Genomic DNA, 15,096 nt, shown 5'->3' with positions numbered 1-15,096 from the left:
TTTCGCTCTCAAAAATGGCGCGCACAGCCGCGCGAACGGCTCCGGAATGACACACCCCGATTACCTCAAGAAAGTCCTGACCGCGCGCGTCTACGACGTCGCCCGCGAAAGCGAGCTCGAACCCGCCCGCAATTTGTCCGCGCGGCTGCACAACTCGGTCTACCTGAAACGCGAAGACAACCAGCCGGTTTTCTCGTTCAAGATTCGCGGCGCGTACAACAAGATGGTGCAGCTTTCCGCTGACGTGCTGGCACGCGGCGTGATCACGGCATCGGCGGGAAATCATGCGCAAGGCGTCGCTTATTCGGCCACGCGGCTTGGCTGCAAGGCCGTCATTGTCGTGCCGGTCACCACGCCCCAGGTCAAGATTGACGCCATGCGTGCGTTCGGCGGCCCGACCGTGGAGATCGTCCAGCACGGCGAATCCTATAGCGACGCGTACGGCCACGCCGTCAAGTTGCAGGAACAGCGCGGCCTGACCTTCGTTCATCCTTTCGATGACCCCGACGTGATCGCCGGCCAGGGCACCGTCGCGATGGAAATCCTGCGCCAGCATCAAGGCCCGATCCACGCCATTTTTGTTCCTATCGGCGGCGGCGGGCTCGCGGCAGGCGTTGCAGCGTACGTCAAGGCCGTGCGCCCGGAGATTCGCGTGATTGGCGTGCAAGCCATCGATTCGTGCGCGATGAAGCAATCCATCGAGGCAGGCGAGCGCGTCACGCTGGCTGAAGTCGGTCTCTTTGCCGACGGCACGGCGGTAAAACTCGTCGGCGAGGAGACATTCCGGCTGTGCCGCGAGTTGCTCGACGAAGTCATTACGGTAGATACCGACGCCCTCTGCGCCGCAATCAAGGACGTTTTCCAGGACACGCGCAGCGTGCTGGAACCGTCGGGCGCGCTGGCGGTTGCGGGTGCAAAACTCTACGCCGAGCGCGACGGGCTCGAAGCAAAGACGCTGGTCGCCGTGACGTCCGGCGCGAACATGAACTTCGACCGCATGCGTTTTGTGGCCGAACGGGCAGAAGTGGGTGAAGCGCGCGAAGCGGTGTTCGCGGTGACCATTCCGGAAGAACGCGGCAGTTTTAAGCGCTTCTGCGAACTGGTCGGCACACGCAGCGTGACCGAATTCAACTACCGGATAGCCGATGCCCACGCCGCCCATATCTTCGTCGGTGTGCAGATCAAGACGCGCGGCGAAGCGGTGCAGATGGCGAATGCGTTTATCGAACATGGATTTGCTACGGTCGATCTCAGCCACGACGAACTCTCGAAGCAACATATTCGTTACATGGTCGGCGGCCATTCGCCGCTCGCGCAAGACGAACGCCTGCTGCGCTTCGAATTCCCCGAGCGTCCGGGCGCGCTGATGAAATTCCTTTCGTCGATGGCGCCAAACTGGAATATCAGCCTGTTCCATTACCGGAACCAGGGCGCGGACACCAGCTCAATTCTCGTTGGCGTCCAGGTCCCGGCATCGGACAACGCGGCCTTCGGGCAATTCCTCGCGACCTTGGGTTATCCGTGGTGGGACGAAGGTGCGAACCCCGTCTACAAGCTATTCCTGGCCTGACGCCGCATGGCCTTCACGCTGGACGACAAGCTGGTGGTCGCGATTTCATCGCGCGCGCTGTTTGATTTCGAAGAAGAAAACGAAGTCTACGAAGCCGGCGACTCGCGCGAATACGAGGCGCTGCAGCGCTCGCGGCTTCATGTTCCGGCTAAACCCGGCATTGCGTTCTCGCTGATCGAGAAGTTGCTCGCGTTGAACGTGGACGGCGAACGTCGCGTGGAAGTCGTGATCCTGTCGCGCAGCGATCCTATCAGCGGTCTGCGGGCGTTCAGTTCGTGCAAGGAGCATGGACTGGTGATCGAACGCGGGGTGTTCACGCGTGGCCGATCACCGTTTGGCTACCTGGAACCGTTTCGCGCGTCGTTATTCTTGTCGGCGAATTCAGCCGATGTCCGCGATGCCCTCGCCGCCGGCTTTCCCGCCGCGACGGTCGTGCCGCGAGCGCCGCTTGCCGCGAGCCGGTATCCTGACGAAATTCGAATCGCTTTCGACGGCGATGCCGTGCTTTTCTCCGACGAAGCCGAGCAGGTGTTCCAGGCGCAGGGCTTGCCGGCGTTTGTGGAGCATGAAGTCGGCAAGAAGGACCTGGCGTTGGCGAACGGGCCGTTGAAGCCGTTGCTGGAAGCACTTCACAAGCTGCAAAAACTTAGCCATGCCACATCGCGGATGCGGATTCGCACGGCGCTTGTCACGGCGCGATCGGCGCCCGCGCACGAGCGGGCGATCCGGACGTTGATGGCCTGGAACATCGAAATCGACGAAGCGATGTTCCTCGGTGGATTGAACAAAGGCCCGTTCCTGGGCAAGTTCGAACCCGACTTTTTCTTCGACGACCAAATTGGCCATATTGAATCGGCTCGCGTTGTGACAGCGACGGGGCATGTTCCGAGTGGCATATCGAACGCCTCATCATGAATACGCCCGAACACTCTCCTCTTGGCAAGCCGGTCCAGTACACCGAACGGTACGATCCGGCGCTGCTCTTTCTCATCGATAGAAGGCCGGGGCGCGACGCGCTCGGACTCACCGGCGCGTTGCCGTTCTTCGGCACCGATATCTGGAATGCCTACGAGCTCTCGTGGCTGAACAAGAAGGGCAAACCGCAGATCGCGGTGGCGACTTTTATCGTGCCAGCGGATTCGCCCAATATTGTCGAGTCGAAGTCGTTCAAGCTGTATCTGGGATCTTTCTCGCAGACCGCGTTTGATTCTATCGATGATGTTCGAGCGGCCATTCGCAAGGACGTTTCCGCGGTGTGCGGGGCGAATGTTTCCGTGCAGCTTGTCGCGCCTTATGAGTTTGGCGTGAAGCTGAAGATGGAGGAGTTTGAGGGGTTATCGCTGGATCGGCTGGATCTGGATGCTGAAGTTTATTCACCGGATCCATCGCTATTACGGGCGTCTTTTGGCGAATCGCCGGTGGATGAAACGCTGTTTTCCAATCTTCTGAAATCGAATTGTCCGGTGACTGGGCAACCGGATTGGGGCAGCGTGCAGATTCGTTATGTTGGTGCGCCAATCGATCATGCCGGATTGCTGCGATATATCATTTCTTATCGGGAACATACCGGGTTTCATGAGCAATGCGTCGAACAGATATTTCTCGACGTGATGCGCGAGTGCAAGCCTGAACGGTTGGCCATTTATGCGCGCTATACGAGGCGCGGCGGTTTGGATATCAACCCGTTCAGGACAAACTTCAATTTGCCGTTGCCGGATAATGCGAGACTAGCGCGACAATAGGGGCATTCGCGCCGGCTGGCATAAGCATCCCCCGGCGCGAATAAAACATCCCTCAGGCCTTCTTATAAGCCACGCAATCCACTTCAACCTTGCAATCGATCACCATCGATGAAACCACGCAAGCGCGTGCCGGCGGATGTTCGCCAAAGTATTCCTTGAACACCTTGTTGAACGATGCAAAATCCCGCGGATCATCGAGCCAAACGCCGCAACGCACGACATGCTCCGCGCCATATCCGGCTTCTTTCAAAATCGCGAAAACATTCTGGATAGCCTTATGCGATTGGGCAACAATCCCGCCTTCAATAACTTCGCCGTTTTCCATCGGCGTTTGACCCGAAACAAAAAGCCATCCGTCCGCTTCCACAGCCCGCGAAAACGGCATTACCGCACCGCCTTGTCCTTTACCGCCTTCCACGCCATATCGTTTCATTGCACATCCTCAACGTTAATCAAAAGTGCCCATGCGCATCGAGTCTGGAACCCTCGCCGCGCGCCACAAAATGTCCCGCTCTTAATCCGGTCACAGCGCCGTCGAAATAAGAAAGCACGCCATTTACCCAAACCGCATCGATACCATCCGCCTCCTGCCGAGGCTTGGCGAACGTAGCTTTATCGCGGACCTTGTCGGCATCGAAGAGAACGAGATCTGCGTGATATCCCACTTGAATCTGACCGCGCTCCGACAACCCAAATCGCCGCGCCGATAACCCCGTCATCTTGCGCACCGCTTCCTCAAGCGCGATCAGCGACGTATCCCGCGCGTAATGCCCCAGCACTCGCGGAAACGCGCCCCACAAACGTGGATGCGGCAGCGGATCATTCGGCAAACCATCGGAACCGACCATGGTTGCCGGATGCGACAGAATCCGCCGGACATCGTCTTCCGACATGTTGTGATAAACCGCGCCCGCCGGCTGCAAGCGCTTGCCCGCCTCCTGCTGCGTCACGTTCCATTCGGCGGCAACCTCGGAAATCAACTTCCCCGCCATCTCCGGATGCGGTTCCGACCACGTGATCGTGATGTCGATATCGCCGGTCACCTGCTTCAAATCGAGCGTCGATGAACTCCGGTTGTACGGATAACAATCGCATCCAACCGGCTGACCCTCGCGCGTGTTTTCAAGCGACGCCAAAACCTCCGTGCTACGCCCCCAGTTCGATGGCCCCGCGCACTTCAAATGCGAGATCACGACGGGAACGCGCGCATGCTTGCCGACTTGATACGCCTCGTTCATTGCGTCGAGAATCGCATCGAATTCGGTGCGCATGTGCGTGGTGTACAACGCGCCGGCGTTGGCCAAAGGCTCGGCCAGCGCCATCACTTCTTCCGGCGGTGCGCTGAACGCCGAGCCGTAGGCAAGACCACTGCTCAACCCAAGCGCGCCATGCGACAACGCTTCTTCCAGCTGCGCGCGCATGCCGTCGATTTCCTCAGCCGACGCCCCGCGATCCAGCCGATCCATATGGTTGTTCCGCAACGCCGTGTGCCCGATCAACGCGCCCACGTTCACCGCCGGACGCGCTTCGTTGACTGCATCGATATAAGCCGCAAACGTCGGATAAGAGAAATCGTGCCGTTCGCCTAACAAGTTCATCGGATCGGGCGGATCGCCTTTCAACGTCACCGGCGACGCGCTGATGCCGCAGTTGCCGACAATCACCGTCGTCACGCCCTGCGATATCTTCGGCAGCATCTGCGGCGAGCGAATGACATGGGTATCGTCGTGCGTGTGGACATCGACAAAACCCGGCGCCAGCACCCGCCCTTCCGCCTCCACGACGTTCTCCGCCGTCCAGCCGCTCAGCTCACCGATCGCGACGATCCGGCCATATTTCACGGCCACGTCGCGCTGAACCGCCGGTGCGCCCGTTCCGTCGATCACCCGTGCGCCTTTGATCAGCGTATCGACGTGTTCTCCAACCGATGCCATGTTCAATCTCCTAAAGGCTGACGTTCGTCGACGCCGCCACCACGATAAGCATCCAGCGCGTGTTTCATGCGCCGCAAAAGCTCGCGGCTCGTATCGCCTTGCTTCACGGCAAGTTCGGTCACAAGCAGGTCGAGCGCCATCAACATGGCGTAACGCGATGTCGACGGCTTGTAGATAAAATCGGTTTCATTCGCGATGATCGGGATCAGCCAGTCGGCCAGTTGCGCGAGCGGCGACGCGGGCGCAGTCAGCGCAATCACCCGCGCGCCGTACTCCCGCGCGATCCGGCAGCTTTCGACCATCTCCGGCGTTTGCCCCGTCACCGATAACGCCACCACCACGTGCTCACGCGAGAGCGTCGCGGCGACCATCCGCTGCAGTAAGCCATCCTGATACGACGCCACCGGGCGCCCCAGCCGAACCAGACGAAAGCGCATTTCATCGGCTAACGCGGTCGAGCCTCCGCCCATGCCGAACACGTAGATCATCCGGGCATCGGCGAGCGCGTCGGCGGCAGCGGCAATCGGCGCCGCCCGCAGCGCGCCGCGATTGTGGGCGAGCGTAGTCTGGATATCGTCGAAAATACGGGCGGCGAGGGAATCGGCGGGATCGTCGGCATCGGTTTCGTCATACGAACCGCCGCGCAAAAACCGCTGGCCAACCGCCGCCGCCTGAGCCAGCCGCAATTTAAGCTCGCGGACGTCATGGCACCCGACCGCCTTCGCAAAACGCGTCACGGTCGCAATGCTGACCTCGGCTTTTTTTGCGAGCGCACCGATGCTGGCGCGCGATGCGCCGGTCAAATCGTCGAGAATGAGCGCCGCGACCTTCCGTTCCGCCGAACGCAATTCGGGCGCGCGCTCGGCAATCCGGGCGACGATATCGAAAGCGGGCGGTTCGGATGACACGTTCATGAAAACCTTTTCGGCAGGCGTGGTACTAAATAACAATGTCTTGGGCATCGTACTTTCTGTACCATTGTCGCGTCAATCTCGATATTAAATCGGATACAGCAAAACAAGCCCCCAACTCTATACAAACGGAAGATGGAGTAGCAGCACATGAAAGTTACAAACTATCAAAGCGCGACAATCGACCCATTTGGCAAGGGTCTGGGCATGGTGCCGGGCGTCAGCGTGCATCTGGTAGATGCCGCGCGCCTTGACTGGAATCTGCTCGACGAGGACGTGAGCCTGCCGGCCGCCGTCCTCTACGCGGACCGGATCGAGCACAACCTGAAGTGGATGCAAGCGTTCGTGGCTGAATACGGCGTAAAACTCGCGCCGCACGGCAAGACGACCATGGCGCCGCAATTGTTCCGCCGCCAGCTGGACGCCGGCGCGTGGGGCATCACGCTTGCCACGGCACATCAGGTGCGCGCGGCGTATCGCGGCGGTGTGCAGCGTGTGCTGATGGCGAATCAGCTGGTCGGCAAACGCAACATGGGCATGATCGCGGAATTGCTGACCGATCCCAATTTTGAGTTCCATTGCCTGGTGGATTCGGCGGACAACGTCGACCAGCTCGGCGCGTTTTTCAGCGATGTGAACAAGCACGTGAACGTGCTGCTGGAACTGGGCGTGGCGGGCGGCCGAACGGGTATTCGCGACGACGCGCAGCGCGACGCGGTGCTGGCAGCCATTGCACGCTGGCCCGATGCCGTGAAGCTAACCGGCGTCGAGATATATGAGGGCGTGTTGCAGGACGAAACGAAGGTGCGGGCGTTTCTGCAGCACGCGGTGGACGTGACGCGCAAGCTGGTCGACGACGGCAAGATCGAGCGCAAGCCGGCCATTTTGTCGGGCGCGGGATCGGCGTGGTACGACGTTGTCGCCGATGAATTCGCGAAAGCGAACAGCGATGCTATCGAAGTGATCCTGCGTCCGGGCTGTTACCTGACGCACGATGTGGGCGTGTACAAGAAAGCGCAGAGCGAGATTTTCGCGCGCAACCCGATTGCGAAAAAGATGGGCGAAGGGTTAAAACCGGCGCTGCAATTGTGGGCCTATGTGCAATCGATTCCGGAGCCGGATCGCGTGATCATTGGCCTGGGAAAACGCGATGCCGCGTTCGATGCCGGCATGCCCGAACCCGCTCGCCACTTCCGTCCCGGTACGCAATGGCCTCGCGACATTGCGAGCGATGAAGGCTGGGAGATCTTCGGCATGATGGACCAGCATGCGTATTTGCGGATCAAACCGGGCGACGACATCAAGGTCGGCGACATGATCGCCTTCGACATCTCGCACCCTTGCCTCACCTTCGACAAATGGCGCCAGATTCTGGTCGTCGATACAAAATATCGCGTGAAGGAAGTGATCGAAACGTCGTTCTAAGCTTAAGCGTCGTCGGAGACGGGACTTCCAAGCTCGCCCGGGCCGTTCAATTCGGCGGTTCCGGCGGCCACTTCCTGGATGCGCTGCTCAAGCGCACGCAACGCGCCGGAGAGCGCGGTGACGGCGTCGTCAGGAAGCGTCGACAGTGTCTCGTGAAGGAAGGCATTGCGGCGCGGCATGCCGGCTTCGGTGACGGCGCGGCCGGCATCGGTGAGAACCACGTTCGATACCCGGTTGTCACGCTGGTCGACACTACGCACAATCCAGCCCAGCGCCTCCAGCGTCTTCAACTGCCGCGTGAGCGCGCCCGGATCCACGCGGAGCCTTTCGACCAGCCGCTTCTGCGACAACTCGCCTGCATGATCGTGCAGCGCAAGCAGGATGCGCCAACGCGGCATTGGATGGCCGACCTGCGACTCGAACGCCTGCATGAACGTTCGATAAGTGCGCCCAAACTGCTGTATGAAGGCGATACGTTCCGTCTCGTCCATGCTGATTGGTTCCCGGCTGACTGCTTTAATGCTAGTTGCTTCCGTGTTGCGCGTTTGCGCGTCGTTCTTCGCGTGCCCGGCTTCTGATGTCGCGCTCATTCGGCCACTATCGTCGGTTCAACCTTCACGCCCTTCAAGCGCACCGGCGGTACGCGACGCGATTGCCACACCGCCAGCACCGCCACAACAGCTGCCACCGCGAGACCAATGTGAATAGCCGCAACCAGCGACTCGCGTGCCGATTCAAGCAGCATCGCGCCGTCATGACCCGCGCTCGCAAGCTGCGACAGCAGCGTGGTTTGCGCGTCGTGATTGATCAGGATCTGCGGATCGCTCAGGTCGCCAAACCAGTGGTTGGCGTTGGCTTTTTCAAGTGAAAGCTGCACGCCGCTCGCATACAGATGGCTGATCAGCGTACCCGTCAGCGCCGTGCCAATCATCCCGCCAATCATGCGCAGCGACTGCAGCAGCGCCGTCGCAATACCCAGATGCTCCCTTCCCGCAGTCAATTGCGCGAACACGGTCAGGTTCGGCATGACAAAACCCAGGCCCATTCCGCCCAGCACCATGAACACCATCAACAGGGGTCGCGGCATTGAGCGCGTGGCGATCACTACGCCGAGGCACGCCAGCGCGAGCAACGCGAAACCGACAAACAACATGGCATTCGGATTCTTCACACGCGTCACAATCCGTCCATTCACGATACTGCCGATCGTAATGAACACCACCAGCGGCGTGATCATCAGGCCGGCGTCTTTCGGCGACATGCCAAAACCGCCCTGAAATAGCAGAGGCGCGTAGAACAGCAGCGAAAACATCGTGAAACCGCCGAGAATCGCGAGCGTAAAGAGCGCAGAGAGGCTCTTGTTGTGGAACATATCGACGGGAAGAATGGCGTAATCGCAGCGCCGTTCCCACTTCCACAGCGCGTAACCGGATGCAACGCTTACTACCAGCAGCATCAACGATTCCACCGACAGCCCGTGCTTCGGCAACATTTCGACAAACAATTGCAGCGAACCCAGCGCAATCGCGATCAGGCCCGCGCCTTGCCAGTCCAGACGCATCTTGCCTTCATGCTTGACGTGCCGAAGGTGCGGAAGGAAGCGCCAGACGAAAAACACCGACAACAAACCGACGGGCAGATTCACGTAGAAGACGGAGCGCCAGCCGTAGTATTGGGTCAGAATCCCGCCAAGCGATGGACCGACCGCGTTGGCAATACCAAACGCTGAACTCATCATCACTTGCCAGCGAAGGCGCACGACGGAGTCAGGAAACAGATCGGCAATACACGCGAACGCAGTACCAACCAGCATGCCGCCGCCAATGCCCTGAAGGCCGCGCGCGAGCACGAGGAACAGCATGTTGTTGGCCAGACCGCAGAGCGCGGACGCGACGGTGAACACGACGATAGACGCGATTACGAACGGTTTGCGGCCGTAATAGTCGCCAAGCCGGCCGAAAATAGGCACGGTGATGACGGATGTGAGCAAGTACGAAGTGGCGACCCAGGCGTAGAGGTCGAAACCCCTGAGTTCAGCGACGATAGTGGGCAACGCGGTGCCCACCACGGTTTGATCGAGTGCGACCAGCATGGTCACGAAGCAGATGCCCAACATCGCCATCAGCGATTCGCGAAACGGGAGCACTTGTCCCGCGGAGTGATGCTCGGCAGTATGAACAGCCATTTTTTGATACCGCAATGATTGACTTATCAACAGAATGGGAATCATAGCACGGCAAAAGGCTCTAATCCAAGGCCAGACGCCTTCTCAACCTTTTCTAAAATTGCCATGGAACCGACGCCAATCGCCGCTTCGCCCCTCTCGCAGGAAGATCTCGCGACCTTGCGCCGAGCCAAGGAAGCGCTCGAAAGTCCCTCGCTTACGATGAAATTGGCGAGCGTGGTTGGCTCGCCGATCGAAAAGCTGATGGCCCGGATGCCGAACGTCGCGCAGGAGAAAATCGACGACGCAACCCAGGCTGCGCTCAAGAAATGCCTGCAACTCGCGCTGCGCACGCTCAGTAAGACGACGGTTGACGGCGTCGTGCTGCCGCCCGAAAAGCCGCATAACCTGATGCACAAGCTGGCTGTTGCGACAACGGGTGCGGCTGGCGGAGCGTTTGGACTATTCGCGTTGCCGGTGGAATTGCCCGTCACGACCACGTTGATGTTCCGCTCGATCTGCGATATTGCGCGCAGCGAGGGCGAAGACGTACACCTCATCGATACCCAGTTGCAATGCTTGATGGTGCTCGGCATGGGCGGTCCCAGTTCGAGCGACGATGCCGCCGATATCGGCTATTTCATCGTGCGTGGGACGTTGGCGCAGTCGGTATCGAAGGCGACGAGCGAACTGGCGGCGAAGGGTTTGAGCGGACACGGCTCGACTGCATTGCTCAAGTTCCTGCAGACGGTGGCGTCGCGGTTCTCGGTGCAGGTCAGCGAACAGGTCGCCGCCAAGTCGATTCCGGCGATCGGCGCAGTGCTGGGGGCCATGGTCAACACGGTTTTCATCGATCATTTCCAGCAGATGGCGCACGGACATTTCACCGTACGGCGGCTGGAGCGGCAATACGGGCAACTGGCGGTCGAGCGCGCTTTTCAGACCATCGATATAGGCAGCGGGAAGTGAACCACTAGCTAGCTTGCCTGCAATGTCTCCACGGTTTGAGAAGCCGTAACCCGGCGCACAAACCCAGCCGCCTGCTCCAGCGCGCGGTTCGCCTCCGGCACGAACGGCGCGAACATCTGGAAGACGTGCGGCATTTTCGGCCAGATCTGAAGCTCGACACTGACGCCCGCCGCACGCGCTTTCTCCGCAACGCGCGTGGAATCGTCGAGCAGCACTTCGGTATCGCCGACCTGGACAAAGAGCGGCGGAAGACCGTCGAAGCGCCCGTATAGCGGTGACACGTAGGGGTTGCGGACACTAGCGCTGCCCGTATAAAGCTTGCCCGCCGGCGCGAACGCCCGGCCGTAGAACATGGGATCGCGACCATCGTTGGTCGTCATCGACGCGCCAGTCGCCGCCAGATCCGTCCATGGCGCAAACAACACCGCGCCTGCGGGCAGCGAATCACCCGCATCGCGTAAAGCCAGTAAGGTCGCAAGCGCAAGACCGCCGCCGGCCGAATCGCCGGCTATCACCATGGAGGCAGGCGGCACGCCATCGGCCAATAGTTGTCGATAAGCAGCCAGCGCGTCGTCCAGCGCGGCAGGAAACGGGTGCTCAGGGGCAAGCCGGTAATCGAGGGAAAAAGTCCGCGCGCCCGACCTTCTTGCGAGGGGAAAGACGAGCCCGCGATGCGTCGCGGGCGAGCAAAAATAATAACCGCCACCATGCAGGTACAGGATCGTGCTGTCAGACGGCTGACCGGGCCACAGCCACTCGCCACGAAGCGGGGCATGGTCCTGGCTGTATCGCTCTTCAAGACGCCAGCCCGACGGCGGTTTCGGCAGCCACACGCGCTTCGACGTCAATGCCCGGGCTCGCGCAACATCGATACCGGGCTTGCCCGTTTCGGGCCGCATCCGGTGACGTAAAACCCAGCAAGCGAGCGCACTTTGCCAACTCATGGCGACTCCTCTTTTCCGTGAACGTCAATAGTACGATCGTTCGTCTAGTCGCGTATGAAGAGGGCCCAAAAGGGCCGCGGTGCGTTTCCTGTGCGCTGCGAAGCAAAACGCCTCGTCAGTTCGCCGGCATTACCTGTCCGCGAATCTCTCCAGTCGGGTTCTTCTCGGTGTGGATATTGAAGTAATACTGGCCGGCCATCAGTTCGTTGGCCTGTTCCTCGGAAAGCGTGGCCTGACCCGAGATCGGACTCGGCAGCGCGTTCTTATCGATAGCGACCTGCACCTTCGCGTTCTGGCCCACCGGCGCGGGGCCATGGAAGTGGGCCATCGTCGCAGGGCCCGACAACTCGGCGTACGTCACGGTCCACTGCAGCGTCTTGGTCGTGGTGTCGAAGGTGGCTTTCAGCATCCCATGCCCCTTGCTCACGCGCGGAGGCACTTCACTCGACGGTTGCAGGTTCGCTTGCAAAGCGACGGTATCGGCAAAAGCTGAGCTTGACGCGATTGACACTACAGACGACATCAACACCATGCTCAAACCCAACACACTGTTACGCAGACTGAATCTCGTGAACATGCTTGCTCTCCCTGGGTGACTGATGAGTGAACGAGTCGTCTGCTCATCGACGCGCCATGGTAGTGCATTTTGCGTGTCTGGCCCTTTTCAATGAACCCGGGTAGCCAATACCGGGCTGGAAATGCGAAAAAGCCCCACGCGAGTGGTAATGCCGTTCAGTTAAGAGCTGAGCGGCATTTTGTTTTTGAAGCAGGAAGAGGTTGTAAACAACGCGTCGAGATGTTAACTTTTCAGCGCGATGCTCTCAGCCCACCTTACCTATCTGATCGAAGCGCAAGAGCCGCTAGCCGAGCTGAGCCGGCTGGCTGAGCATCTGCCTTATGAATGGATCGAACGGGCGGTCCAGGCAACGGGCACAGCGAGCATCCGGCGCCGCCGCCTGCCCGCGGAACAAGTGGTGTGGCTGGTAATCGCGCTGGCGATGTATCGGCACTGGTCAGTCAGCGAGGTGCTGGACAGCCTTGATCTAGCGTTGCCCAACGAGGCCGCGCCGTTTGTCAGCAAGAGCGCGGCGGCGCAGGCGCGTCAGCGCGTCGGCGAAGCACCGTTGGCTTGGCTGTTTGAGCAGACAGCACGTGCTTGGACGACGCAAGACGCGGCTCACCATGCATTCAAGGGGTTGAGTCTGTGGGCGATGGACGGCACCACGCTGCGCACGCCCGACAGCCCGGCCAACCGTGAGCACATCGGCGCACAGGGTTACGCCAGTGGCAAGGTGGCCAGTTATCCGCAAGTGCGCGCAGTGACGCTCACCGCGATTCCGACGCATCTGGTCGCCGATATCAATTTCGGTCGCTACGACACCAACAGTGTGGGTAAAGAAAAAGCCCGTGCGCAAAGGCAACACGGGCTCCAATCAACAAAAATCTACCTTAGTAGCTTCTTAAAACGGGATATCGTCGTCCATTTCGTCGAAACCGCCGCCCGCAGGCGCGCTCGGACGGCTCGCGCCGCCAGCGTTGCCGCCGCCCGCAGGACGTCCGCCCGCTGCGGCGCCACGGCTAGCACCACCGCCGCCACTGCTGCGCTCGGCCGGTGCACGGCTGTAACCTTCATCGCCACCGCCGCCTGCGCCGCTGCGTCCGCCCAGCATCTGCATCTGCTCGGCGACGATCTCGGTCGCATACTTTTCCACGCCGGCCTGATCGGTGTATTTACGCGTACGGATCCGGCCCTCGATATACACCGACGAGCCCTTCTTCAAATACTCGTTCACGATCTCGGCCAGCCGCCCGAAGAACGACACGCGATGCCATTCCGTCAGCTCCTTCATCTCGCCGGACGTCTTGTCCTTGAAGCGATCGGTGGTGGCAAGACGGATGTTGGCCACGGCGTCGCCGCTCGGCAGATAGCGAGTTTCCGGATCGGCTCCCAGATTGCCGACGAGAATGACCTTATTGACGGATGCCATGATTTCTCCTGTTGATTCGATTCAATTCAATTCAATTTGACCTGATGCCGTGCGCTCGCACGACAAAAAACGACTGCCGCTCAAGCCGTGCGCCGGACTTTCTGCGGCGGCGGTTTCATGTTCAGCGCTACGATCAGCCATGCAAAAACCAACCCTGAGCACGCGAAAAACACAGCGCTCTGCCCATCTACTTTCAATAGCCAGCCGCCGATCACCCCGCCAATAGCGAGGCCGATGGATTGCGTTGTGTTGTAGACGCCTGCCGCCGCTCCCTTTCTCGTGCCAGGCGCGAGTTTGGAGACGAGCGACGGCTGCGACGCTTCCAGCACATTGAAGCCCAGGAAGTACACGAACAAAACTGCGGCCACTGCCCACAGGGTATGCGGAGCGGCGCCGAGTAACAACTGGCCAATCAGGATAAGACCTATGGCGCTGACCATCACGGCCTTCATTTTTCCGCGTTTTTCGGCGGCAATAATGGCCGGCACCATCATGACGAACGCCAGGCCCATCACGGGTAGATAGACTTTCCAATGCGCTGCGACGGGCAAACCGCCCGCTTCCAGAATGCGCGGCACAACGAGAAACAAAGCGGTTTGCGTAGCGTGCAACACCAGCACGCCAAAGTTCAGGCGCAACAATTCTACGTTGTGCAGCACTTCGGCGAACGGCGCTTTCACGTGCACAGGCGGCTTGGGCGCGTCCGGGACGACCCAGATCACGACGCCGACCGCGAGTATCGATAAAAATCCGATCAGCGTGAACAGACCGCTCATGCCGACCCACTGGAACACGATTGGCGCGCCCACAATGGCGACCGCGAACGAGACACCAATGCTCGCGCCCACCATGGCCATGGCTTTCGTGCGGTTTTCTTCCGTGGTCAGGTCGGCAATAAACGCGATTACCGCCGACGATACCGCTCCCATGCCCTGGATGACCCGGCCGACAATGATCCACGTCATGGAATGGCCGACCGCCGCCACGAAGCTGCCGATTGCAAACACGATCAGCCCGAAAGCAATGACGGGCTTGCGCCCGAGCTTGTCGGACACCCACCCATAGAAGATGTAAAGCAGCGACTGCGTGACGCCGTAAGCGCCGAGCGCAATGCCGACCAGCAGCACGTTGTCACCGCCGGGGATGGTTCTCGCGTAGATCGAAAACACCGGCATGATCATGAAGAGACCGAGCATGCGCAGCGCAAAGATAGCGGCAAGCGACACGGTCGCACGCAACTCGGGCGCGCTCAGACGTGTGGACGTAGCAGACGGATTGGACATCGGGACGAGGTAATGTGGAAACGCGTCTAGCCGTGCGCGCGGACGCGGAACTCAAGCACGGCCGCCTTGTGGTTGCCCGGAACGGCACTATATGAGACTGGTCGCTAAGGCGTCCGGATCTGCTTCAGACCTGCGCCAGCGTCAGACGCAAAATTCGCGCGGAGGT

14 protein-coding genes and 1 pseudogene are annotated in these 15,096 nt (G+C 60.1%); 6 read left to right on the top strand and 9 right to left on the bottom strand.

Annotated features, from left to right (window positions below):
* Window positions 1-46: 46 nt before the first annotated feature.
* Genes ilvA through queF form a run of 3 tightly spaced genes read left to right on the top strand, consistent with a single transcriptional unit; the run spans window position 47 to window position 3,312 of the window.
* Entirely contained in the window at window positions 47-1,570 is a 1,524-nt protein-coding gene (ilvA, locus tag ACSQ83_RS17475) for a threonine ammonia-lyase, biosynthetic (protein WP_436228995.1), read from the top strand.
* A 6-nt stretch (window positions 1,571-1,576) separates the two neighbouring features.
* Complete coding sequence (locus tag ACSQ83_RS17470; protein WP_414969033.1) at window positions 1,577-2,485, top strand: 5'-nucleotidase; 909 nt, start codon at window positions 1,577-1,579, stop codon at window positions 2,483-2,485.
* Entirely contained in the window at window positions 2,482-3,312 is an 831-nt protein-coding gene (gene queF, locus ACSQ83_RS17465) for an NADPH-dependent 7-cyano-7-deazaguanine reductase QueF (protein WP_436228994.1), read from the top strand. Before ACSQ83_RS17470 ends, queF begins: the two co-directional genes overlap by 4 nt.
* Window positions 3,313-3,364: 52 nt before the next feature.
* On the opposite strand, the gene ACSQ83_RS17460 is transcribed toward queF, so the two are convergent.
* Genes ACSQ83_RS17460 through ACSQ83_RS17450 form a run of 3 tightly spaced genes read right to left on the bottom strand, consistent with a single transcriptional unit; the run spans window position 3,365 to window position 6,160 of the window.
* Window positions 3,365-3,745, bottom strand: coding sequence for a RidA family protein (locus ACSQ83_RS17460; protein WP_031357567.1), 381 nt, complete (start codon window positions 3,743-3,745; stop codon window positions 3,365-3,367).
* A 19-nt stretch (window positions 3,746-3,764) separates the two neighbouring features.
* Complete coding sequence (locus ACSQ83_RS17455) at window positions 3,765-5,246, bottom strand: N-acyl-D-amino-acid deacylase family protein (protein WP_436228993.1); 1,482 nt, start codon at window positions 5,244-5,246, stop codon at window positions 3,765-3,767.
* Window positions 5,247-5,248: 2 nt separating this feature from the next.
* A complete protein-coding gene (locus tag ACSQ83_RS17450) occupies window positions 5,249-6,160 on the bottom strand; it encodes a MurR/RpiR family transcriptional regulator (RefSeq protein WP_436228992.1) in 912 nt (303 codons plus the stop codon).
* A 147-nt stretch (window positions 6,161-6,307) separates the two neighbouring features.
* Between ACSQ83_RS17450 and ACSQ83_RS17445 the strand changes: the two genes are divergently transcribed.
* On the top strand, window positions 6,308-7,582 hold the full coding sequence (locus ACSQ83_RS17445) for an amino acid deaminase (RefSeq protein ID WP_436228991.1): 1,275 nt from the start codon (window positions 6,308-6,310) through the stop codon (window positions 7,580-7,582).
* A gap of 2 nt (window positions 7,583-7,584) precedes the next feature.
* On the opposite strand, the gene ACSQ83_RS17440 is transcribed toward ACSQ83_RS17445, so the two are convergent.
* Entirely contained in the window at window positions 7,585-8,073 is a 489-nt protein-coding gene (locus tag ACSQ83_RS17440; protein WP_436229023.1) for a MarR family winged helix-turn-helix transcriptional regulator, read from the bottom strand.
* 95 nt (window positions 8,074-8,168) lie between these two features.
* Window positions 8,169-9,767: an MDR family MFS transporter gene (locus tag ACSQ83_RS17435; RefSeq protein ID WP_436228990.1), complete on the bottom strand. Its 1,599-nt coding sequence runs from the start codon at window positions 9,765-9,767 to the stop codon at window positions 8,169-8,171.
* Between the two features lie 105 nt (window positions 9,768-9,872).
* Between ACSQ83_RS17435 and ACSQ83_RS17430 the strand changes: the two genes are divergently transcribed.
* Window positions 9,873-10,715 (top strand): EcsC family protein, encoded by an 843-nt coding sequence (locus ACSQ83_RS17430; protein ID WP_436228989.1) that lies wholly within the window; start codon window positions 9,873-9,875, stop codon window positions 10,713-10,715.
* Between the two features lie 8 nt (window positions 10,716-10,723).
* On the opposite strand, the gene ACSQ83_RS17425 is transcribed toward ACSQ83_RS17430, so the two are convergent.
* Together ACSQ83_RS17425 and ACSQ83_RS17420 are read right to left on the bottom strand one after the other, a co-directional pair.
* The gene (locus tag ACSQ83_RS17425; protein WP_436228988.1) at window positions 10,724-11,659 is read right to left on the bottom strand and encodes an alpha/beta hydrolase; all 936 of its coding nucleotides are present in this window, start codon (window positions 11,657-11,659) and stop codon (window positions 10,724-10,726) included.
* A gap of 115 nt (window positions 11,660-11,774) precedes the next feature.
* Entirely contained in the window at window positions 11,775-12,191 is a 417-nt protein-coding gene (locus ACSQ83_RS17420) for a CHRD domain-containing protein (RefSeq protein ID WP_414949676.1), read from the bottom strand.
* A gap of 283 nt (window positions 12,192-12,474) precedes the next feature.
* Between ACSQ83_RS17420 and ACSQ83_RS17415 the strand changes: the two are divergent.
* Window positions 12,475-13,050 (top strand): annotated as a pseudogene (locus tag ACSQ83_RS17415) (transposase domain-containing protein); the annotation flags it as partial.
* A 69-nt stretch (window positions 13,051-13,119) separates the two neighbouring features.
* Here the strand turns inward: ACSQ83_RS17415 and ACSQ83_RS17410 are convergent.
* The gene (locus ACSQ83_RS17410; protein WP_436229022.1) at window positions 13,120-13,647 is read right to left on the bottom strand and encodes a single-stranded DNA-binding protein; all 528 of its coding nucleotides are present in this window, start codon (window positions 13,645-13,647) and stop codon (window positions 13,120-13,122) included.
* Window positions 13,648-13,727: 80 nt separating this feature from the next.
* Window positions 13,728-14,930, bottom strand: coding sequence for an MFS transporter (locus ACSQ83_RS17405; RefSeq protein ID WP_414953210.1), 1,203 nt, complete (start codon window positions 14,928-14,930; stop codon window positions 13,728-13,730).
* Between the last annotated feature and the right edge of the window lie 166 nt (window positions 14,931-15,096).

The sequence above is a fragment of the Caballeronia sp. LjRoot29 genome (assembly GCF_964252755.1).
Classification (GTDB): Bacteria; Pseudomonadota; Gammaproteobacteria; order Burkholderiales; family Burkholderiaceae; genus Caballeronia.
This window is presented reverse-complemented; position numbering and strand designations above follow the sequence as displayed.